The following is a 24,304-nucleotide window of genomic DNA, read 5'->3' on the forward strand; positions in this document are numbered from 1 at the left end:
TTATACATTTGTTATCTGGCTTTTTGATTTTGATTATAGTGTCGCTTTCAATGCCTGTTCTAAATCAGAAATAATATCATCAATATGTTCTATCCCAATAGACAAACGAATCATTTCTTGACTTACTCCTGCCCTTTTAAGTTCTTCATTATTAAGTTGTCTATGCGTAGTTGATGCTGGGTGACAAGCTAATGAGCGTGTATCGCCTATATTGACCAGACGAATAATTAATTTCAGTGCATCAATAAATTTAGTGCCGGCAAGTTTTCCACCTTTAATACCAAACGATAAAATACTAGCAGGTAAATGATTATCCATCTGTTTTACCGCTAAATCATGTTCAGGATGATTGCTAAGACCAGCATAGTTTACCCATTCAACTTGTGGGTGTGAGGCTAGATATTGTGCAACGTTGAGTGCATTTTGACAGTGGCGTTCCATGCGCAAAGAAAGGGTTTCAAGCCCTTGTAAGATCAAAAAAGTATTAAATGGCGATAGTGCAGCGCCCATATTGCGTAAAGGGATTACTCGACAACGTGCAATGTAAGCCGCATTACCAAAAGTATCCGTATAAGAGACACCATGATAAGACGGATCTGGTTGATTAAGCATTGGATATCTATCCGCATATTTATTCCATGGAAACCGCCCTGAATCAACGATGATTCCTCCAAGACTATTGCCATGCCCACCAATATATTTAGTTAATGAATGCACGACAATATCAGCACCAAATTCAAATGGTCGGCAAAGTGCAGGACTGGCGACGGTATTATCGACGATTAACGGAATACCATGTCGATGTGCGATGTCGGCAAGTTGGCTTAAATCAACAATATTACCAGCAGGATTACCAATACTTTCGCAATAAATAGCCTTTGTTTTATCATCAATTTGCTGTTCAATAGCCACTAAATCGTTATGAGGTGCAAATTTGGTTGTAATACCAAAATTAGGTAAGGTATGGGCAAATAAATTATAAGTGCCGCCATATAATTGAGAAACAGAAACAATATTTTCGCCAGCAAACGTAATTGCTTGAATAGCATAAGTGATAGCCGCCATACCCGATGCAACAGCTAAAGCACCAATACCGCCTTCAAGCGCAGCGATACGCGCTTCAAGTACGGCATTAGTTGGGTTGGTAATACGGGTATAAATATTACCAGCGACTTTTAAATCAAATAAATCTGCACCATGCTGTGTATCATCAAAAGCATAAGAGGTTGTTTGATAAATGGGAACAGCAACAGCGTGAGTAGTGGGATCAGGTGTATAGCCTGTGTGAAGTGCAATGGTTTCTGGTTTCATGATCGAGCCTCGTCGGAATAACAAGGCTCTATTTTGTACAAAAATTGATGAAAAAGTAAAGTGTTATAAAACCATTCTTACAATATCTATTTCACCTAATTCTTTATATAAATTTTCAATCTGATCAATGTGTGTTGCATTAATAGTGATCGACACAGAATGATAATTCCCTTTACTGCTAGGTTTGATTGACGGACTGTAATCACCCGGTGCATGACGTTGGATAACGGACACGACTTTATCAACCAGTTCTGGTTTAGCTTCTCCCATAACTTTATAAGTAAAAGAACAAGGAAAATCTAATAATTCTTTTAAATTTGTTTTCTGTTGCATAATTTTATGTTTCTCACGTAATCGGTATGTTTGGGGTATTACTACCAGGAATAACAGTCATATATAGGCGCTTTGATGTTCTTCAAGTGATCAAGCATAAACTTCGCTTCTTAAAGTATTCAAATTGATCTATGATAGATTAATTTTATCACAGCTTAGTTAGCATTATCCTATAAATTATAAAAAAGGTTGAAAAATATGTTAGCACACTCCGATGATAGGGAACCTTTTGGTACATTGTTAGGTTATGCCCCGGGTGGCGTTGCCATTTACTCTTCTGATTATGAAACATTAGATCCAACTCAATACCCTGATGATGCTTCTTTTCGAAGTTATTCCGGGCATGAATATATGGGATATAAATGGCAATGCGTTGAATTTGCAAGGCGTTTTTTATTTCTTAATTACGGTATTGTTTTTACTGATGTCGGCATGGCTCATGAAATTTTTTCTCTCCGTGTTTTAAGACAAGTCATCAATGAAGCGATATTGCCTTTACAAGCTTTTGCTAATGGTGGCAAGAAAAAACCCGAAGCGGGTGCATTACTTATTTGGGATGACGGTGGTGTTTTCGATAGAACGGGTCATGTTGCTATTATTACCGAAGTCTTTGAAGATAAAATTCGGATAGCTGAACAAAATGTGATTCATACGCGATTACCAATTGGTCAACATTGGACTCGTGAATTAAGGATGACGGTCACCGACGATGGTTATTTGTTACATGATACGTTTGACGATACCACTATATTAGGCTGGATGATTCAAACCGAAAATACACAATATAGTCTACCACAACCAACCGTACCGGCGCCTTTACTGGCTATTCATAGTCAACATATTGAAAATCAAGGTCAATTTGATATTAACTGGCTTAATGAGCAAGATAGTTTAGAAAATGCTTATATCCAAGCGGCAGGGCATGCAATTAGTCATGATGATCACTACCGATATTTCACTATTTCTGAAAGTGCCGAGCAAGAACTTATTCGAGCGACCAATGAGTTACATCTTATGTATTTGCATGCAACCGATAGAGTATTAAAAGATGATAACTTGCTGATGAATTTTAATATCCCAGAAATTTTATGGCCTAGATTGCGTCTGTCTTGGCAACAGCGACGTTATCAAATGATAACCGGTCGGCTAGACTTTTGCATGGATGAACGAGGCTTTAAAGTTTATGAATATAATGCTGATTCGGCATCGTGTCATACTGAAGCTGGACAGATACTACAAAATTGGGCAATACAAGCGGGGCTGAATGTTGGTGTAAACCCTAGTGCTGGGTTGCTTAACGCATTAGCGAGTTGTTGGAAGCATAGCGATGCACAAGCGTTTATCCATATTATGCAAGATAATGATAATGAAGAAAATTATCATGCTTTATTTATGCAAAAAGCCCTAACACAAGCAGGATTTAAGAGCAAAATTTTACGAGGTTTGAGCGGTTTAAAATGGGATAAGCGTGGTCGGTTAGTTGATGATGAAGATCGTCAAGTAACGTGCGTATGGAAAACATGGGCATGGGAAACCGTATTAGAACAACTCCGTCAAGAAAGTGAAGCTCAAATAGCTGGATTACCAATACGGACTTGGCATCCAGAAAATGCGGTAAGGTTAATAGACGTTCTTTTGCGTCCAGAAGTTACAGTATTTGAACCTTTATGGACAGTTATTCCAAGCAATAAAGCGATTTTACCGGTGCTGTGGTCTCTATTTCCTAATCATCGTTATTTATTAGAGTCTACATTCGAACTTAATAAAAGTTTAGAGAAAAAGGGGTATGCCGTTAAGCCGATTGCAGGGCGTCGGGGGAGTGATATTCAATTAATCAGTAGCAAAGAAACCATTTTGGGGAAAACTGTCGGTAAATTTGCTAAACAAGAAAACATCTATCAAGAATTGTGGTGTTTACCGAAAGTCGACGATCGTTATTTGCAAATCTGTACTTTCACTGTCGGCGGACATTATGGGGGAACGTGTTTACGTTCTGATCCATCTTTAGTCATTCGGGGAGAAAGTGATATGCAGCCATTACGAGTATTGACTGATGAAATGTTTTTAAAATGACGATTATGGTAGGGTAATCTTGTAGCATGTTAAAAATTAAGTAAAAAAATCTTAACTTATCCTTTAGATATCAATTACAACAGCTGGATTTTTCTGTTAGAATTATAGGATTACATAAATATCATATGATAATGGAATGGTAAGGTCAGTATGGCAAATACACTACTTAGAACTGGCGATATTAAAGATTTTAAAATGCTTGGGCATGACGGTAAAGCAGCTTACTTAGTGGCAACCCAAATTCGTGAAATGTTCAGAGTAAAAATAGGTAAACAATACGCCGACTATTTAGCCATTCCACAACGTAATGATCAAGGAAATAGGGTTGATTGGTATATTCCTTTTGATTCTGCTCAATATGATATTGTGCCTTGGTCATCTGCCAGCGAATCAGAACAACAATCAGCGCTTCAATTGCTGGAATCATTTGAACAAAAGGTGGTGGAGCTAGGTAAACAATTAGCTAATAACCCAAACCTTGAAGGCGATCAATTGCTATTTAGTCGCCTAATTTATGATCCTAATCACCGTGAGGACAGCCAAGAACCAAATCTTATGGCGATTCGGTTTCCAAGCAATGAATATATTTATATCGTTAATGGCAAGCCTGTTATTACTTTTTGGGGATTTATTAATCCACAAACTCAACTAACCCAATCACCTTTCAAATGTTTAGAACAATCAGAAAGCACAGCTCCTTATGTTACTGAACACATTGAACCCCCGATAACATCTAAACGTCCTTGGTGGAAACGTTGGTGGATGTGGCTATTAATACTTTTGCCACTATTATTGTTATTATTACTACTATTTTTATTACGAGGGTGCTTTTATCACCCAGAATCATCAATTACACCGCCATTGTCAGTCGATAATGCTGTGAATGTACCGGTTGAGATTGATCGGGACAAAAAACCAGAAGATAAAAAAGGTGAGGATACTATCCGTGATGTGAATGTTATTCATAGACCGGTGGGCACCAACATAAATCATGATTCGGTATTAAATACTGACAATCGTAATGACGTAATTGGTACAAATGTAACAGAAGGTAACATTGATGTGACTGATACACTCAACACGCCTACAGCATTACCGGTTGATAGTCATGGTGCAGGTGATGATAATCCGCCAATTCAAGACATAACGCCAGATAATGCTGGTACGACTTCTGATGTTGATAAAACTAATCAGAATGAAAACCAGAATCAAAACACAGCGGCTATTGATACCAATAACGCTACACAATCTCAAAATTTAAGTGTACCACCAGATGCAATTAAGCAAGGTTCTATGGATTTTCTTAATGGACAATGGACTGTTGGCGGTGGCATCCAAGATAAATCAACGGGTAAATCATTACGTTTAAACTACAGTTTTGATCAAGGAAATGGTGAAGTTACGGTCATACGTAGTGATGGTGTGAAATGTGTCGGTAAAGTTGGTAGTGGTTTTCAAAACTCAAATTTAAGTATAAAGAGCAATACTGAAGCGCTTTGTAGCGATAATACAAAATATCAATTACCGAAAATTGAGTGCTCAACGAATAGTAACAATCAAACTGATTGTAAGGGACATTATAATAATGGTACATCGTTCCCGTTAACGATGAAAAAACAATAGGGTAGTATATGCTTCCAGAATTACGCAATTATGGTCAAGAAGTGACACTTATCATGAACAGTGGTATTCAGTTTCTTGATTTTGCACTTAAAATAGATTGGAAAGACAGCCAATGGCGCAATAAAGCGAATGGGTGTTTTATTGATCCTTCCGAAAGTGGTGCATTGATTCGATTACTAGAAGATGTCGAAAATGGTCAATTTTTTAGTCCGGACAACCCCACTTTTGCGGTTACGCCCACACAAGAAATTAGTGTCGATCAATCCCTAAAATTGTATGACGGTGTTTGGTTACCGATTCCTGTTTTACGGTCGATTCCACCAGAACGATTTGATAAAGGACCACATAACTGGAGCAGAGTGAGAATCGTCAGTATTCCAAAAGGCGAAGATCCCGATGGTAATACACATCGTATAACATTTGCGTTTGACACTAAAATTTTTGCTAATTTGGATGATGTTGCTTATCTTGCTCCAACTGAAAATGACGTAATGACAGGTGCGATTTTTAGTCTGGCGCACCGTTCTGATCATGTGTCATGGTTTTTAGAACTCAAATGGATTTCCAGTTGGTTAATCGATCTTTTTGAAGAATTAGCACAGCAACCTGAACGCTTAAAGATGCATAAGGATGATATCCAACAAGAAATTAATAATAAAGCTTATTATGGGCACTATCTTAATATCATTAATTTGCTCGGTGAAACATTAAATCTACCAACTATTAAAATTGTTTCTAACAATAAAAATGATATTGTGAAATCGATTCCTGTCGATATGATTTTAGATGTGGGTAATTCCCGAACTTGTGGAATTTTGATTGAAGATCATGTTCAAGATAAAGACAGTCTTAATCATCGCTATGAATTGGAGATACGCGATCTAACCAGACCTGAATATATCTATAACGAACCATTTGAAAGTCGAGTTGAATTTGCACAAACTTTTTTTGGTAAAGAACACTTTTCGTTACAGAGTGGTCGACGAGATACTTTCCGTTGGCCAAGTATTGTCCGTGTTGGTAAAGAAGCAAGTCGCTTAGCTAGTCGCCGTGAAGGCAACGAAGGTGCAACCGGGCTTTCAAGTCCAAAACGTTATTTATGGGATCAGGATAAATACGAACAAGGTTGGCGTTTTAACTCTTATTATGTAAAAAGTGATCATGAACCTTTTGCAACGGCAGAGCCTTTTTCAAATTTAATTAATGAATATGGCGAAGCCTTACATATTCTTAATGATAATATTCAAGAAGAATATGATCGTAAAATTCCAGTATTCCACCCTAAATATTCACGTAGTTCGCTCATGACGTTTATGTTATGCGAAGTATTGATGCATGCTTTGATGCAAATTAACAGCGTTGCACAACGTAATAAACTTGAACATGCTAAAACGCCACGTAATTTACGTTCAATTATCTTAACGATTCCGCCTGCTATGCCAAAACCTGAGCAAGCGATATTTAAAAGTTGTGTGTATCAAGCTATTGGACTTGTTTGGAAAAGTTTAGGTTGGGATAATTCGGATGATAATATTGATTTTACACATCCGGAAGAACTTAAACATATTTGGCCAAACATACCGGAGGTTTATATTCAATGGGATGAAGCAACCTGTGGTCAAGTTGTGTATCTTTTCAATGAAACACAAAATAATTTTAACGGGCGTAGTGAAGAATTTATTGCTTCAATTGTTCGACCTGACAAAACCGATAAGCAAAAAGTTACCATTGCAACGGTGGATATCGGCGGGGGTACAACGGATTTAGTCATCAACGATTACCATTTGGATTATGGTGCAAACGGGCAACAAAATAGTAGTAATGCCTATATTGTTCCAAGTCAGCGTTTCCGTGATGGTTTTAAAGTTGCGGGTGATGATATTTTACTTGATATTATTCAAGATATTGTTTTAACCTCGTTAACCAACGGCTTAAAGCAGGCAGGACTTGCTGATCCAAGCCCAATTTTGTCAACGATTATTGGTTCACAACAACTTTCTATTCAAGATGCGGTCTTACGTCAACAACTGACATTACAACTGTTTACCCCAATAGGTTTGCGGATCTTGAAAGAGTATGAACTCTATGATCCTTTACACAGTGAACAGCAGGTATTTAGTGCTAGTTTTAAAGAACTATTAGAACATCATGTGATGACTGATAGTGTGCTGAATTTTATTAATGAACCTATCAAGCGTGCATTGAATAATCCTGATTTTTCAGTGCTTAATTTAAATATTGAAATTAATCTAAAACGAATACATTACCTGTTTATACGTGGCGATTATTACAATATTTGTAAAACGTTTGACGCATTGTCCGAAATCATCAGTTGTTATCAATGTGATGTGCTGTTATTAACTGGACGCCCTTCACGCTTACCGGGTATTCAAAGTTACTTTCGATCTCGTTTATCTATCCCTGCTGGACGAATTTTGCCACTCCATGGTTATTATACGGGGGGATGGTATCCATTCCATAAACAAGAACGCATTGATGATCCTAAAACCACTGCGGCTGTAGGCGCTATGCTTTGCTTCTTAAGTAAGAATTTAAGACTACCTAATTTCTATTTTAGATCAGCAAATATGGATCTTTATTCAACAGTCAAATACATTGGATTGTTGGATAATTTAAATATGATTAAAAATGAAAATGTCTATTACCGAGATATAAATTTAGACGATCCTGATTATGATTTTCCTGATCTGTCTTTTGAAATACGAGGTACAACAAGATTAGGTTTTAAACAACTTGAAGTTGATCGCTGGCCGGCTTCTCCGATCTATATTTTAACCATTGAGAACGGCGATGTTGCTCGGCGTTTAAGCGCTCAAGGCGTGGTACTTGAAGTGACTTTAGGTATTAAAAATAGGCAAAAAATGGTCGAGAATTTTTATATTAAAGACATTAAAGCATCTGATGGACGAGCTTGCAATAAAAATCAAGATGTTAAACTGAGTTTAAACACCATGGTTAACTCCGGTTTAATCAATACCCAATATTGGCTTGATAGTGGAATGATAAAACGATGAAGAACATAAATGAACAACTGCCTAAATCTTGGGAACACGTTTACCATGCATCAGCAGACGCAATTGAATGGGTTAACCAAACACGTCATTCATCTAAACGTCTAAATAGTGAAGCGGATAATTTAATTCTTGATTTACGCCGATTGCGTAATAGTGCCAAACGATTAGGTGAGGTATCCACCAAATCGGTTGCGGTCGGTTTTTTTGGACTTTCTCAAGCGGGAAAATCATACCTGATTTCGGCACTTGCCGCGGGAGATAATGGCAAACTTGAAACGGTTGTCGATAACCAAATTTTAGATTTTATCGATCATGTCAATCCGGTAGGAAGTGGTAAAGAAGCGACAGGTTTAGTCACACGTTTTAGTCGAACCGCTAAGGGTGGCATTGCCAACTATCCGTTAGAGTTAAAATTGTTTAGAGAGATAGAACTTGTCAAAATATTAATCAATGCTTTTTTTAAAGATTTTGACCAGCAAAAAGTCTCTAATAAAATTGAATTCTCACAATTAAATCAGTTAATCCAACGGTTGGAAAATAAAAAACAATCCAGTTATGTCGGCGGTATATCGGAAGATGATATCGTTGAACTTTACGATTATTTGTCTGAAAATTTCGGCAACGCTTTAGAAGGGTTAAAAGGGGGATACTGGGAAAAAGCGATACATTTACTTCCTTATCTGTCTGTTTCTGAACGGGGCGAGTTGTTTGCGGTATTGTGGGGTGGAATTGCAGAGCTAACAACAATCTATATTCAGCTTGCTAATACGTTATCACGTTTACATCATGCTGAAACTGTATATGCGCCGTTAACTGTTTTGATTAAAGAACAAAACGGTATTAAATCGCAAATTGACAGTATTATGAATGTAGACATCTTAGAGCGATTAAATACCGATAAAGATTCATCTGTTACGATAACGCCTCTTAACGGTGAACCAACAGATTTATCTTTGGCGCAACTAGCTTTTTTAACAGCGGAATTAATCTTTCCATTAGTAAACAAAACGCGAGTTTCAACATTTGAAAAAGTTGATTTACTTGATTTTCCGGGATATCGAGGACGCTTGAATTTAATCTCGATTTCAGATGTTAAAGAAGGTAATCCCATTTCTCAACTGTTACTACGGGGTAAAGTTGCCTACTTATTTGAAAAGTATACCGATAGCCAAGAGATGAATGTATTAGTGGTTTGTACACCTTCTGATAAGCAATCTGATGTGAATGATGTTGGGCCAGTGCTGGAACGGTGGATCGGTAAAACACAAGGCGAAACACCTGAAAAACGAGCAACCAAAGAAGTTGGCTTGTTGTGGGCGATTACCATGTTTGATAAACGGATATGCACATCGTTGACCTTGTCGGAAGATAATCTTAAAAATAGTTGGGGTAAAGGTGGATTATTACAACAAACTATTTTAGAACGTTTTGGAAGTTATGATTGGCTAATGAATTGGTCAAACAATCAGAAATTCAACAATGTTTATTTGGTTCGTAAACCTGGTTTTGATGTACCGTTTTTAAATGTCGATCCTGCTACACGTCAAGAACTGTCTCATAATGAGAATTATCAGACTAAAATGGACGTATTAAAAAAGACTTTTATCGACAATGTTGATGTTCAAGAATATGTATCTCAACCAAAAGAAGCGTGGGATGCGATGCTTAAACTAAACGATGGCGGTATAGGTCGAATTAGTCAATATTTAGAAAAAGTAGCGATTACTGAAGTAAAACAACAACGTATTGTTGAACAATTAAATGAAAAAATTGATTACATTACAAATATGCGTTTTGATACCTGGTACCAAGCTGGTAGTGATGAAGAACTTGGTAAGAAAAAACACGTTATCGCAGATGTGGTAAAAGAATTGCAGGGTAAAGCATTGTTATTAGGTGAATTACTCAAAATTTTAGAATTGCCAGATCAAACAATTCGAGCTTTGTATCATTCCAACCATGTAGAAAACCAGATAGCTAAAGATAATGATGATAATTTAGTCGGCAATTTGTCCAATGATTTTGGTTTTAATACTGAATTTGACCTTTTTTCGGACCTGAATAGCAATTTAACCAGTAAGCCAGCAGTGACTTTACCGACTGAATCTAAATTTGCTAAGAGTGTTTTTACAACTTGGTTAGAGCACTTAAGAAATATCGTGCTGGATCAACATATTTTACAGTTTTTGGGTTTAAGCCAAAAATCATTATCTTTTATTGTTGAAGAGCTTATTACAGGCGCCAATCGTTTGAAGATTGAACATAATTTAACTGAAAAAATCTTAAATAACGAAAATACTGGCAGTAAACGTGATGATCTTGAATCAAGACAGATTAGTACGATTCATACTCAATTATCTGATTATATTGCGTGGTTAGGTTTTATTGAAGGTCAGGTGGATAACATTCCAATGAGTCGTGTTAATCACGGTAAGCGTATATTTGCATCACCGCTAAATGAGTTTGTTATGCAATCATCTCATCAGTTGCCAAAATTGGATAATAATACTAAAAATTATTCTCAATTTGCGATATTTGATTGGTTTATAGCTTTTGCGACGCTTGCACAAGAAAATGTCGGACATCATGCCGGACGGGAAATAAGTCAGGAACAAAATAGCCGTCTGGGTGAGATTTTGGCATGTTTTAGACAATCACAAATTAAATTGGATGATTTTTTGTAAATTAATGCAATAACAAAATGAAGTGACAGGATAGAGGACATTATGGCATTAAGAATCGAATTAAATGGTTATAAACCGGGTATAGCTAAATTTTTGGCATATAAATGGAATGGTAGTGCTGATATTGAAATATTGATTCAACGTAATCAAGATAGTTATTATTTGTCTGGATTAAACCAATGGAGTCCAGAAAAAAGTTGGCATACGTTGGCTGATATGACTGTCGAACATGGACAGTTAACCGGGCTTGTTGGTGAATGGCTTGTTGATTCGTTATTAACCCAAGAAAGTACTGCACGATTTTTGGTACAAATTCGTGATAAGCAAAACGAAAATTACAGTGACCGAGGCGTTATAAACATAGCTGATGGCGTGATGACGTCAGCTGCATTAAACACGGTTACCACTACGTCTGACACGCATCTTGAACCTGAGGAGTTTGTGGATGTAATCCTCGATGATGAAACAATTGATATTGAAACACAAACCATTTCCGAGCCTGAAATCGAAGAACAAATTATCGAAGAACCTGTTGAACCCGTCACTGAAGAAGTCTTTACATCTGTAACTACGTCTGAAACTGTAACGGATGAGACGTTGACACAACCGATTAAACCAAAAAGAAAATCAGGTTTAATATTCGGCTTGATTATTGCCATTTTACTCTTTGTCGTCATGGGTATCGCAATTTGGTATTTTCTATTCTTCCAAAATCAACAAACTAAAGATGCTGAATCGGCTATGTTAGGTCAATGTAGTCTAAGTCAAGTAAGTGATGATGATCTCACCTTTATTCAACAATGTTTACAAACTAAGCCACAAACTTCAACGATTATTCAGTTGATCAATGACGCTAAAAAAGAAAAAAAATGTAATATTGCTCAGCGGTTATATGCTAATCAATCACAAATAAATTCAACCATTGCCATTTTGTACGCCAAAGAATATGACGAAAAGTATTATCAAGCTAATAGCTGTTTTGAAGCTGATAAAGAAACGGCTATTTATTGGTACGAAACCGCATTGAATAATGATCCCGATAATAAAGACGTAAAAGCACGGTTAGCTGAGCTACAAAAGTAGGTAGGAACAAAAATGGAAAATTTAGCTATCTCAAAAATTATGTTTGTATTGAGCTTAACTTGTTTACCCTTGATAAGTTTTGCAAACGAACCGCTTAAACAGCAAGGTAAAACAACACTGTATCAACGCGTATTAAGTACACCAACGTGCGAGTTAAAAAAAGATATAAGCGAGGTTGCAGGACAACAAGTTCCTGCATTTTCTCGCTACTATGTTTATGAACGTAAAAATCAAAATAACCAAGAATGGTTAAGTGTTGGGCCTGATTCCTATGGAAAAACGATAGGTTGGATTAATGGCTCCTGCGCAATTGAATGGAATATGCAAATGACCTTGGTTTTTACTAATCCGGTTGAACGTGATCCTTTGCTATTTTTTAAAGATAAAGATTCACTCACGGCAATTGTTGATTCTGAACATCCAGAAACATTATTAAAACCCATTCGTGAGGCATTAAACGTTAACAAAACCTCGTCGAAAGTGATAGCTCAAGAGCCGGCGGAATTTGTTGATTTTAAAAATAACTTCTATTTATTGCCTATTTTACAAGGTGAAGAAGTCATGAACGGACAAGGGTTTTATGAGCGTATATTAGAAGTCGCCTCTGTCAGTAAACAAGATAAATTAGTGGCAACAACTCAGAACGTTAAGTCATCCACTACCACTCAAAAAACAGATGATAGCACTAATCAAGTTGCCCCTTTTAAAGCGGCAATTGTGTTTGTAATCGACTCAACCATTTCTATGGATCCGTATATTTCAAGAACCAAAGAGGCTGTTGAACGCGTTTATCAGCATATTGAAAAAGAGAATTTACAAGATCAAGTTAAATTTGGCTTGGTGTCATTTCGATCAAGTTTAACAGCATCAGATAAACTTGAATTTGTCACAAAAGTTTTTGCCGATCCAAACCAAGTGAAAAATCGTGAAGATTTTAAAAAACTCAGTGCATCACTTAAACAAGCTTCGGTATCGACGGCTTATTTTGCCGAAGATTCATTTGCAGGAGTAGCGCAAGCTTTAAATGATATTAATTGGAACAGTTTTGGTGCGCGTTATATGATTCTTATTACCGATGCAAGTGCAATTCCAGGGGATGATAAACTTTCAAGCACTGGTATGGATGCCCCCCAATTAAGGCTCGAAGCACAGCATAAAGGGGTTGCGATTTATGCATTACATTTAAAAACGGCAAGTGGCGAAAAAGATCACCAAATTGCTGCGACGCAGTATTCTGATTTAACTTACAATGATTTTATTCATAAATCACTTTACTACCCTGTTAATGCCGGTAATGTGAATGAGTTTGGTCAAAAAGTTGATTCGTTAGCCAAAGCCTTAGCCGAGCAAGTGAAACTCGCTTATAAAGGTGAAGCGTCAATAGGTAATGCGATTAATGCTAAAGATAGTAATGCTGATATGTTAAATGATGCATTATTATTGGGTAAAGCAATGCAGTTGGCTTATTTAGGTGAAACGAATGGGTCTAAAGCGCCTTCGGTCTTCAAAGCGTGGATTGCTGATAAAGATTTTATTAAACCGACTATTCCAACAGCTGAACCTCGAATTTTATTAACTAAATCTCAATTAAGTGATTTAAGCGATATTGTTAGTAAAATCGCCAATGCAGCAAATGACGGATTAATTTCTGCCGATGATATGTTTTCACAGTTGCGATCGGTTGCTGCTGCTATGGGGCAAGATCCAAGTAAATTAAAATCGAACGCAGTCACAAAAATTGCCGATTTGGGGTTACTTGGGGAATATTTGGATAATATCCCTTATAAAAGTGATGTAACCGGGTTGGATCAAGAGACGTGGAAAAGTATGAGTGGTCTTGAGCAGGAAAAATTTATTCGTAATTTAAATAGTAAAATTCGTTATTATCAGAAATGTAATGCGGATGTTGATCGTTGGATTTCATTAGCGGAAGGTAGTGATCCTCGTGAAAATGTTTATCCTATTCCTTTAGAGATGTTACCGTAAAACAGATGTTAACGATAAAAAAACTTGCCATCACGCGCTCAACCGGTAAATCTTTTTTTAGTGTTAACCTACCTGCGCTGACCGTTAAAGCGGGTGAGGTGGTTATTATTCGAGGTGATAGCGGATCAGGTAAAAGCACGTTACTTGAAATGATAGGTATGATCCTAAAGCCTGACCATATAGGTTGCTACAATCTTACTTTGGGTAATGATGACGTTGATATTGCTCAACTAATCCAACACGATAAACTGGATAAGTTAGCAGATATGCGTGCAAATTATTTAGGTTTTATGTTGCAAACCGGCGGATTATTACCTTTTTTAACGGTGCGTGATAATATCTTACTTTCACTCAATGTGTTACAAAAAAAACTTGATAAACATCGACTTGATTATTTAGTACAAAAGTTGAGTATTTCACACTTGCTAAGTAAATATCCTAAACAACTCTCGATTGGTGAAAGACAGCGAGCTTCTTTTATTCGTTCAATTATTCATAAACCTGCACTATTACTAGCTGATGAACCGACTTCAGCACTTGATCCTTATAATGCTAGTTTATTATTTGATTTGATTATTGAGCAAGCTCAGCAGGATAATATTGCTGCCTTGATTGTGACCCATGATTGGCAACGTATTGCTGATAAAGGAATATTTACTTTAACATCTCAAATTACCTCTTCCCATTCATCCGAATTTTTACCCTTACAAGATGAGGTATAAGCGATGATCAGATTATTATCTAAATGGCGGCTTATTACTCGGTTATCTTTGTCGGATTTATGGTACGACAAGAAGGTCTCATTTTGTATTATCGCATCGGTGATCTCGGTAATTACCCCACTTTTGCTACTCTTTAGCTTAAAATATGGTGTTGTTTCACAGCTTCGCCAGCAGTTACTTAATGATCCGCAAAATTTAGAAGTTAAAATTGTGGGTAATTTACAGTTAGATCAGTCAATGTTTGAATGGATTGCCCAGCAACCTGAAACCGCGTTTGTAATTCCGTTGACACGTTCTCTTAATACTCAAGCTGATTTAATGAAAGATAATCGTCATTTTGTTAATAATGCTGAAATTATTCCGACAGCTAAAGGGGATCCGATAACCCAAAGTTTACCGCTCCTGCATCATAAACAACAGATTTTAATATCTGCTTTAGCCGCAGAAAAAATGCAGGCAAATGTTGGTGATAAAGTAAAAATGGTCGTGACAAGGCAACTTGATGGCAAACTGGAAAAAGGTATAGTCGAGTTAGAGATCATCGGAGTGATTCCCGAAATTTATTATAGTCGAGCTGCTGCATTTGTGTCTTTAGCGCTTCTAATTGATATGGAACATTTTTATGACGGTTATCAAATAAATATTTTTCAATTAACCACAGGGCTTGTTAATCCACCAGAACATAACTCATTTGCCAGAGCACGTATTTATGCAAGGTCACTTGATGATGTAGCGCCTTTGTCTTATAAACTACGTCAACAAAATATTGAAACACGTACTCAAGCTAATGCTATAGAAAATATGCAAGCGATAGATCGGGTTCTCAATTTTATATTTAGTGTCATCGCAATAACGGCTGTATTAGGGTGTATTTTATCTTTTACAGGATCATTTTTATCTAATATTGAACGTAAACGTAAAGATATCGCTTTGATGCGATTACTTGGATTTAAATCTAAAGGAATTATGCTGTATTTAATGACTCAAGCCATGATGCTAAGTTGTTTGGCATTTATCATTTCTTGCCTACTTTTTTTATTTGGCAATTATGCCTTTAATTTTGTGTTAGGTAAAAATTTAGTTTCACATCCAGTAGTTAGCCAATTACAATTTTATCATTTTATAATCGCATTTTTACTTACTTTATTGATATCAGCTATTGTAGTAACGGTAGGAGGTCGACGTGCTGTTAAGATTCAGCCAGCAGAAAGCTTGCGCGAAGTATAATTATAAAAAATGGCATTATTGGGGACTAATCTTAAGTTTTATCCCTTTATGCAGTTATGCTGAGCCTTGGGATAATAAGTTTTATAATCCTAAACCTGCAAGTGATGATGTGATTTTGCCGATGCCTTGTGATGGGCGTCTGGTGATGAAAAAGGTATTTACGCCTACCAATAAACCACTTGAGGATGTAAAAGTGATTTTAGGCAGTAACCAAAAAGAGTTGGGCTTTGCTGAATACGCAACACCTAATTATATTTCTGGTAGCTTTTCAAATGAAAACGAAGAAAGGTATTATTTAATCGGTAAATATGAAATTACAGCTCTACAATATCAAGCGGTGATGAATGGTACTTGTCCAACGGCTAAAGTAAATTTGCTTTTCCCTGTTACCAATATTAGTTGGTTTGATGCTATAGCATTTAGTAATAAATATAACCAATGGTTACTGGAAAACCAATCTCAATTAAAAGCGATGCCAAAAGGCTATGTACGTTTGCCAACGAATACCGAATGGGAGTACGCGGCAAGGGGTGGCATGAAAGTCACTGAATCTGAATTTCGTGAAACAGTTTTTCCTATTACGGGTGGTTTGGAAAATTATGCTTGGTTTTCAGGGGCAAAGTCTGCCAATGGAAAATTACAACTTATTGGTCGGTTAGCACCTAATCCACTGGATCTTTATGATATTTTAGGTAATGCCAGTGAAATGATGTTTGATTCGTTTAGAATGAATAAATTAGATCGTTATCATGGTCAACAAGGAGGCATGATTATTCGTGGCGGTAGTTATTTAACGCCTGAATCTTCAATATCAACTGCCTTTCGTAGTGAAAAGCCTTACTATGATAATAAAGGTGCTTATCAAAGCAAAGATGTTGGATTTCGTTTAGTGTATACCACCGAAGTTATGCACTCTAAAGATTCGATTAAAGAATTAGAAAAACAGTGGAACGAACTAGGTAATGAAGTCGAATCGTCAAATGATAACAATGTGGTGAATGAACTGGAAAAAATTACTAAACAAGTTGAAGACGAAAAAACTAAAAAGGAGTTAAATCAACTTAATCTGCTGTTACGAAGTGCGAACCAGTCACGGGATGAGCAGCGAGATCGTTCCATTCAATCCGCCTTACAATTGGGGGCTTTTTTATGTGCAAATGTCTCTGATCTCAACGATAAATATGAATATAATAATAATTTATATAATACGATGATCAATGAAATTTGTGATGCTAGTGACTCAAGTGAGTTAGAGAGTACAGATATGTGTTCTAAAACAAAGCTAAATAATTTAAATCAAGTTGTCATTGATTCAAGAAATGCACGCAATTTTATATTAAAATATTATGCAGATACCATTGTTAGCACTGCATCAAATTACGAAAAAAATACAATTAATGAACAAGCTAAAGCAACACAATTTATTTTACAAAGTAGTGGAAAGGCAAATATGAGCGATTATTTAAAGCTCTATTTAAAACATATCAATCAATACATTGTATCGGGTAAAATAGAACAATCAGTTTGGTTACAAACCTGCAATGAAATAAAAGGAAGGAAATAATGAAAAAAATAGTCGTTATAATCACATTATGTTTATCTGTTGTCTTATCTGGATGTCAATCATCAGGGTGGAGAACTAAAGACGTTGATCCGGCATTAACCAATAGTAATACATCTCAATTTTTTAGTAAATCAGCTTGGCAATCGTGTGTCGTTGGTGCTGGATTTTCTGGACTTAGTTGTATTTTGGTTGGTGGAAAACCAGGTGTTTGTCTGGCTACGGCAGCAGTAGGGTGTGGTGTATTAATGGGTGCTAATTACTATCTTGATTCTAAGCGTGCTGAGTATGCAGATGAAGAAATGCGCATTGATGCTTATATTTATGATATTCAGCAAAATAATATGGAAGTACAAGCTGTTACTCAAAATGCGCAAGCTGTGTTGGATAAAAATTTAGCAACATTAAAAGTGTTAAATAATCAGATTGAAAATAAAACGTTGAGTAAAAGACAGGTTAAAAATGAGTTGAAGCAAATCGATGCAAATATTGCTTACTTAACTGACAAATTAGATCGTATGAAAGGCATTGAAAGTGATTGGGTTATGCTTTCTGCAAGGGAAAAACAATCAGGGATTAATATGTCAAAATTAGATAAACAAATTAATCAGCTTCATAAACAGATAGCGTTACTTGAAAAACAAATTAATGTGGTGAGTCAACAACGTTCAGCAGTACAGGTGAGTTAATGATGAAAAAAAGATACTTTATATTATTCAGCCCTATTTTGTTGTTAATGGGCTGTTCAACCACATCCGAACAGTGTGATCCAACGAATACGGATATCGGTTTTTTTGATAAGATAAGTTGTCATTATTCTGGCAACTATCAAGCCCGAATTGATCAAAAACAGCAAATTTTAGAAGATGAAAAAAAGGCAAATCAACAATTTAAAGCGATCTATGCCAATATAGAAAGACAGAAAAATGACACCGCCTTAAGTATTAAGCAAAAGCAAGCACAACAACAAAAATTGAAAGATGATTTAACGAGTTTGACCAACGAAATTAAAGAAAAAGCGAAAGATCGAGCAGACTTGCAAGCACAAGTCGATGATATTGAAAAACAACTTAAGCAAGTGAATAATTCAAATTCATCAGAAATTGAAAAGAAAGTTGAGTTAGATAAATTAAATAAAAAACTTCAACAATTACAGAAAGCTTTGAATATCTAAATTTGCGTATTCATTAAATCAATAGTTAGCAAAAGCGATGTTTAACATAAGGAAACAAATTAGCAATGCAACGTATAACCAGAATGTTATTTGATCCTAATGATTTAGATAAAATCTCGTTATTCGATCAATATAATTCAGTTTTACAATTGTTAAAGCCTAATGTTAGCGAACGTAGTTTTTCGATTTTAGCAATACCGAGATTAATTGAAGGCGATCATTATCTTGGTTGGTATACGCATCTTGAAGGTCAACCCGTTGCCATTGAAGATATTATTAATGAAGCAGATAAAAAGCAGATTGAAAAAACACTTCAAACACGTTTAAATGATATTGAAAATACTACCAAAATCAAATCATTAACGGAAGAACAACAAACGCTTCTTTCTGCTTGGTTACCGAGAATGAGAAGTTTAGGTAATGTGATTTATGTCATTAATAATGAACCTGTGATCGTTCATGATTTTGATGAGCCAATCCTTACTAATGAAGTGGCTCCAGCCCTTCCTGTCAAGACAACAAAATCATTTTGGCGTAGGTGGTGGTTTTTGACCTTAGCACTTGCTTTTGTCGGGTTACTTGGATATCTATATTATTTATATACAAAAGATAAAGCCCCCGTACCTATTGCTGAACTATTACCACCAACGACCTCGAACAATTCCACTTCTGAAGTAATTAGCTGTATTTCACAGGAAGAAATACAAAAAAACGAGCAAACCTCTAAAATGGTGATGATATTTGATAACTCCGCTTCGATGTACTTAACGCTTACTGAACCTCAAGCAGAAATTGAAAAATATTTGTCAAATGGGATTGATCGTCTTACTTTCGAAGAAGCCAAGCAATATGAAGAAAGAATGACCCGATTACCGAATCGACTATCGAGTAGTAAGCAGGTTGCGTTATCCAGTATTGATAAAATACAACCTAATATCAATATTGCTCTTGTCACGTTAAATAGTTGTCCTGTCGCAAAGGCATCTGCATTTTATCATTTTGATAATAGAGAAAAATTGAAGAATGAAATTAATCGTTTAACGCCATTAGAATACGATAGTGCGACTCCGTTATATAGTGGTGTAAAGCAAGCCAGTTCAATGCTTGATGGCGTAAATCATGATGATTATATTTTAATTATCAGTGATGGTGACGATAATTGTTCGGAAGATAATATTTGTACTTTAGCCAATGAAATTGCCAACCAACAACCACGTTTAAAAATAAATATAGTGGACATTGTGGGACAGCATAAGATTGATTGTTTAGCGGATAAAACGGGTGGAAAGGTTTATATTGCTAACAATGTCACCGAGCTTGTTGAACAGATGAATAAAGCGGTTTCTGATATGAATATCAGTAAACCTTTGTGTGAATAAGTAGCATTCGAATAGGATATTATTCAGTGATGATCTTTACTATTTGGATGTTCATGTTGAAGCTGAGGTAAAATTAGAATGATCAGTAAGGAAGTTAATTTATCATGCAGCGAATAACACGGCATTGTTTTGATAGCAGTGATTCACAAAAAATCAATTTATTAGAACAATATAATTCATTACTATCGTTATTAAAATCACATCTGACTGAGCGGACTTTTTCTGTCTTCGCCATTCCAAAATTGATAGAAGATGATCATTACATTGCATGGTCTACCAATCTGGAAGGACAACCCATATTATTAAGCGATATTAATAATGAACTATATCGACAAACGGTAACGACAACGTTACAAACACGTATTATAGATATTGAAAATACCGTTAAATTGATGTCGTTAACCCCTGAACAACAAACACTGATTTCATCTTGGATACCAAGAATTAAAAGTTTAGGTAATTCGATTTTTGTCATTAATGATGAGCCTGTTATTGTTCATACGTTTGACGATCCTGTTTTACCGCCTAAAGTACCCGAACCCAAGCTTCCAACCAAATCGACTTGGCGTTGGTGGTCTATATTCCTTTTAGCATTGCTATTACTGGCATTAATTGGTGGGCTTTGGTATATCTTTTATCCATTTAATAAAGATAGTGTGGATGAAGCAAGTCATGTTTCAGCACCAGTAATAACACCTGCTGATGAAGAGAAAAAACCTCAATTAGAGCCAGTTGATGTTCCTGTCCAACCTGAACCAGAAATCAAGCGAGATCCTAAACCTGTTGAGCACACAGAAACAATGGTTGAAGAGAAAAAACCGGAACCTGAAGAAAAGCCTAAACCAAAAGTTAAAAATCCTGCTAACTGTATTACTAAAGAAGAGTTGGTCAGTAATCCTAATCCTTCTAAAATGGTAATGGTATTTGATAATTCATTGTCAATGATAGTGACATTAGCAGAGTCACCTGCTGAGGTTGAGCAGTATTTTCAATATATGGGTTATGGTTTTCCACGTTATATGTCGGAACAAGACAAGCTAAACTACGAAAAACGGATGACTCGATTACCAAGCCGTTTATCAAGTAGCAAAAAGGTTGCTTTAACTAGCATTGATAAAATACAACAAAATATCAATATTTCACTAGTGACCCTAACGGGCTGTCCATCGGCCGAAGCTTCACCTTTTTATAGTTATAAAAATCGTGGAACATTGAAAAATAAAATTAATAAACTGACGCCAACCGCTGCCGGTGGTGGGGGAACACCACTTTATAATGGATTAGAAAAAGCCAGTAAGATGCTTGATGGGGTAAAACGAGATGATTATATTTTAATTATCAGTGATGGTGAAGATACCTGTACCCATAAAAATATCTGTACATTAGCTCATCATATTTCAGTTTCAAAACCGCGTTTAAAAATCAATATTGTCGATATTGCTGGTGAACATAAGATTGATTGTGTTGCAAATGCGACAGGGGGCAAGGTATATATAGCTCAGACACCAAAAGATATGATTAAACAGATGAATAAAGCCGTTTCAGATATGAAAATTAATCGCCCTGTATGCCAATAAAGAATAAGACAGATAAATATTTATCGTAGACTATTAGCGAGTATTAATAAAAAAAAACCAGACTATTTTAAGTCTGGTTTTTTATTCCAATTTGAGATAATTAAAAATCTAAGTTAGCTGCTTTAAGGGCATTTTCTTCGATAAATAATCGACGAGGTTCAACTTCATCACCCATTAGTGTGGTGAATAGTTGATCCGCTTCAATGGCATCTTTAATTGTCACTTGTAACATACGACGACTGGTTGGATCCATTGTGGTTTCCCATAATTGTTCTGGATTCATTTCTCCCAACCCTTTATAACGTTGAATAGTCAGACCACGGCGTGATTCTTTAATTAACCAATCAACGGCTTCTTCAAAAGAACTAACCGGTTGTTTTCGTTCTCCTCTTTGGATATAAGCACTCTCTTCTAAGAGTTCTCTTAACTGTTTACCCAAATGACAAATGTTACGATACTCATTACTGTGCATAAACACCTGATCTAATGCATAGTTATTATCTACCCCATGCGTTCTTACTTTAATGACAGGTACATAAAGTTGTGTTTTTTCATTATATTCAGCTGAATAACGGTAACTACTTCCATGTTGTTCTTTATTCGATAAATTGTCGACAATGGTTTTTGCCCAATTTTCGACTAATTGCTTATCTTTAAGTATATTTTCATCTAGTACATCATGGTAAACCAGTTCAGATAGTAAAGCTTTAGGGTAACGGCGTTCCATTTTCGCGATGAGTTTTTCAACTTTTTGATACTCAGCAATCAATCTTTCTAAGGCTTCGCCAGCCAGTGCAGGCGCATGATCGTTAACATGCAATGAGGCATCTTCAAGCGCTAATGCTATTTGGAATTGCGTCATCGCTTCATCATCTTTGATGTATTGTTCTTGTTTACCTTTTTTCACTTTATAGAGTGGTGGTTGCGCAATATAAACATAACCACGTTCGATAATTTCGGGCATTTGACGATAGAAAAAGGTTAATAGCAATGTTCGAATATGTGAACCGTCGACATCGGCATCGGTCATGATAATAATGCTGTGATATCGCATTTTATCTGGGTTATATTCATCACGACCAATTCCACAACCTAATGCAGTAATCAGTGTAGCGACTTCTTGTGAAGAAAGCATTTTATCAAAACGAGCTTTTTCAACATTCAAGATTTTACCTTTAAGCGGTAAAATAGCTTGGTTTTTGCGGTTTCGTCCCTGTTTTGCAGAACCGCCCGCAGAGTCCCCTTCCACTAAGTAAAGTTCAGATAAAGCAGGGTCTTTTTCCTGGCAATCAGCCAGTTTACCCGGCAAGCCACCTAAATCTAATGCACCTTTGCGCCGTGTCATTTCACGCGCTTTACGAGCGGCTTCACGTGCTCTTGCTGCATCAATAATTTTACCTACCACAATTTTTGCATCAGATGGATTTTCAAGCAGATATTCCGCTAATTTTTCACCCATTACTGATTCAACAGCCGATTTTACTTCTGACGAAACTAGCTTATCTTTAGTTTGAGATGAGAATTTTGGATCAGGTACTTTGACCGATACAACCGCGATGAGTCCTTCACGAGCATCATCACCGGTCGCACTAATCTTCGCTTTTTTGCTGTATCCTTCCGCTTCCATATAATTATTTAGGGTACGGGTCATGGCTCCACGAAAACCAGCTAAATGGGTACCGCCGTCTCGTTGAGGAATATTATTGGTGAAACAATAAATATTTTCTTGGTAACCGTCATTCCACTGTAAAGCGATTTCAACACCTATACCGTCTTTTTCCGTACTGAAATAAAAGATTTTTGGATGAATCGGGTTTTTATTTTTATTCAAGTATTCAACGAAAGCTTGTATCCCACCTTCGTAGTGGTAATGTTCGCTTTTACCGGTACGTTCATCAAGCAATCTGATTGAAACACCTGAATTTAAGAATGATAGCTCACGTAAGCGTTTAGCTAAAACTTCATAAACAAATTCAATATTAGTAAAGGTTTCTGGGCTTGGCCAAAAACGCACATAAGTACCCGACTCGCTAGTCTCGCCAATGATTTTTAACGGCTCTTGAGGGACACCTAAATGGTAAACTTGTTGGTGAATTTTTCCTTCACGATAAATGACCAATTCTAATTTATCAGATAGGGCATTAACGACGGAAACTCCCACACCGTGTAAACCACCAGATACTTTATATGAATTATCATCAAATTTTCCGCCAGCATGTAATACCGTCATAATGACTTCAGCTGCTGAAACTCCTTCTTCTTCATGGATACCGGTTGGAATACCACGACCATCGTCTCGTACTGAGACTGAATTATCAGGGTGAATGGTCACTTCAATGTGATGACAATAGCCGGCTAATGCTTCGTCAATGGCATTATCAACTACTTCAAAAACCATATGGTGAAGTCCTGTTCCATCATCAGTGTCACCAATATACATACCTGGACGTTTTCGGACAGCATCAAGTCCTTTAAGTACTTTAATGCTAGAAGAATCATAAGAATTTGACATGGATCTCTCGACTTGTTTGATTTA

The 24,304-nt window shown here is 36.4% G+C and carries 16 protein-coding genes; 13 read left to right on the forward strand and 3 right to left on the reverse strand.

Features of this window, described 5'->3' with window-relative positions:
• Positions 1–33: 33 nt before the first annotated feature.
• Together A9G10_RS05710 and ybeD are read right to left on the reverse strand one after the other, a co-directional pair.
• The gene (locus tag A9G10_RS05710; RefSeq protein WP_065558631.1) at positions 34–1,311 is read right to left on the reverse strand and encodes a bifunctional O-acetylhomoserine aminocarboxypropyltransferase/cysteine synthase; all 1,278 of its coding nucleotides are present in this window, start codon (positions 1,309–1,311) and stop codon (positions 34–36) included.
• 63 nt (positions 1,312–1,374) lie between these two features.
• On the reverse strand, positions 1,375–1,644 hold the full coding sequence (gene ybeD, locus A9G10_RS05715) for a DUF493 family protein YbeD (RefSeq protein WP_065558632.1): 270 nt from the start codon (positions 1,642–1,644) through the stop codon (positions 1,375–1,377).
• Between the two features lie 198 nt (positions 1,645–1,842).
• Between ybeD and gss the strand changes: the two genes are divergently transcribed.
• From gss to A9G10_RS05780, 13 genes are all read left to right on the forward strand, one after another.
• Positions 1,843–3,717 carry a bifunctional glutathionylspermidine amidase/synthase gene (gene gss / locus A9G10_RS05720; RefSeq protein WP_065558633.1) on the forward strand — a complete coding sequence of 625 codons (1,875 nt, stop codon included), beginning with the start codon at positions 1,843–1,845 and terminating at the stop codon, positions 3,715–3,717.
• A 150-nt stretch (positions 3,718–3,867) separates the two neighbouring features.
• Positions 3,868–5,340, forward strand: coding sequence for an SrfA family protein (locus A9G10_RS05725; RefSeq protein ID WP_065558634.1), 1,473 nt, complete (start codon positions 3,868–3,870; stop codon positions 5,338–5,340).
• Positions 5,341–5,348: 8 nt separating this feature from the next.
• Complete coding sequence (locus A9G10_RS05730) at positions 5,349–8,375, forward strand: virulence factor SrfB (RefSeq protein ID WP_065558635.1); 3,027 nt, start codon at positions 5,349–5,351, stop codon at positions 8,373–8,375.
• On the forward strand, positions 8,372–11,059 hold the full coding sequence (locus tag A9G10_RS05735; protein WP_065558636.1) for a putative virulence factor: 2,688 nt from the start codon (positions 8,372–8,374) through the stop codon (positions 11,057–11,059). The genes A9G10_RS05730 and A9G10_RS05735 overlap by 4 nt, the downstream gene beginning before the upstream one ends.
• Positions 11,060–11,101: 42 nt before the next feature.
• On the forward strand, positions 11,102–12,142 hold the full coding sequence (locus tag A9G10_RS05740; RefSeq protein WP_065558637.1) for a hypothetical protein: 1,041 nt from the start codon (positions 11,102–11,104) through the stop codon (positions 12,140–12,142).
• A 12-nt stretch (positions 12,143–12,154) separates the two neighbouring features.
• Positions 12,155–14,128, forward strand: coding sequence for a vWA domain-containing protein (locus tag A9G10_RS05745; RefSeq protein WP_065558638.1), 1,974 nt, complete (start codon positions 12,155–12,157; stop codon positions 14,126–14,128).
• Between the two features lie 5 nt (positions 14,129–14,133).
• Positions 14,134–14,850, forward strand: coding sequence for an ABC transporter ATP-binding protein (locus tag A9G10_RS05750; protein WP_065558639.1), 717 nt, complete (start codon positions 14,134–14,136; stop codon positions 14,848–14,850).
• A gap of 3 nt (positions 14,851–14,853) precedes the next feature.
• Positions 14,854–16,077: an ABC transporter permease gene (locus A9G10_RS05755; RefSeq protein WP_218837346.1), complete on the forward strand. Its 1,224-nt coding sequence runs from the start codon at positions 14,854–14,856 to the stop codon at positions 16,075–16,077.
• On the forward strand, positions 16,034–17,641 hold the full coding sequence (locus A9G10_RS05760; RefSeq protein ID WP_218837347.1) for an SUMF1/EgtB/PvdO family nonheme iron enzyme: 1,608 nt from the start codon (positions 16,034–16,036) through the stop codon (positions 17,639–17,641). The genes A9G10_RS05755 and A9G10_RS05760 overlap by 44 nt, the downstream gene beginning before the upstream one ends.
• On the forward strand, positions 17,641–18,327 hold the full coding sequence (locus A9G10_RS05765; RefSeq protein ID WP_065558640.1) for a hypothetical protein: 687 nt from the start codon (positions 17,641–17,643) through the stop codon (positions 18,325–18,327). The genes A9G10_RS05760 and A9G10_RS05765 overlap by 1 nt, the downstream gene beginning before the upstream one ends.
• The gene (locus A9G10_RS05770) at positions 18,327–18,812 is read left to right on the forward strand and encodes a hypothetical protein (RefSeq protein WP_081299077.1); all 486 of its coding nucleotides are present in this window, start codon (positions 18,327–18,329) and stop codon (positions 18,810–18,812) included. Before A9G10_RS05765 ends, A9G10_RS05770 begins: the two co-directional genes overlap by 1 nt.
• A gap of 65 nt (positions 18,813–18,877) precedes the next feature.
• Positions 18,878–20,191, forward strand: coding sequence for a vWA domain-containing protein (locus tag A9G10_RS05775; RefSeq protein ID WP_065558641.1), 1,314 nt, complete (start codon positions 18,878–18,880; stop codon positions 20,189–20,191).
• A 104-nt stretch (positions 20,192–20,295) separates the two neighbouring features.
• Entirely contained in the window at positions 20,296–21,768 is a 1,473-nt protein-coding gene (locus A9G10_RS05780; protein WP_065558642.1) for a VWA domain-containing protein, read from the forward strand.
• Between the two features lie 100 nt (positions 21,769–21,868).
• Here the strand turns inward: A9G10_RS05780 and gyrB are convergent, their stop codons facing one another.
• Positions 21,869–24,280, reverse strand: a complete 2,412-nt coding sequence (gene gyrB / locus A9G10_RS05785) for a DNA topoisomerase (ATP-hydrolyzing) subunit B (protein WP_065558643.1) — start codon at positions 24,278–24,280, stop codon at positions 21,869–21,871.
• Between the last annotated feature and the right edge of the window lie 24 nt (positions 24,281–24,304).

This window comes from Gilliamella sp. wkB308, from assembly GCF_001690185.1.
Lineage (GTDB): Bacteria > Pseudomonadota > Gammaproteobacteria > Enterobacterales > Orbaceae > Gilliamella > Gilliamella apicola_I.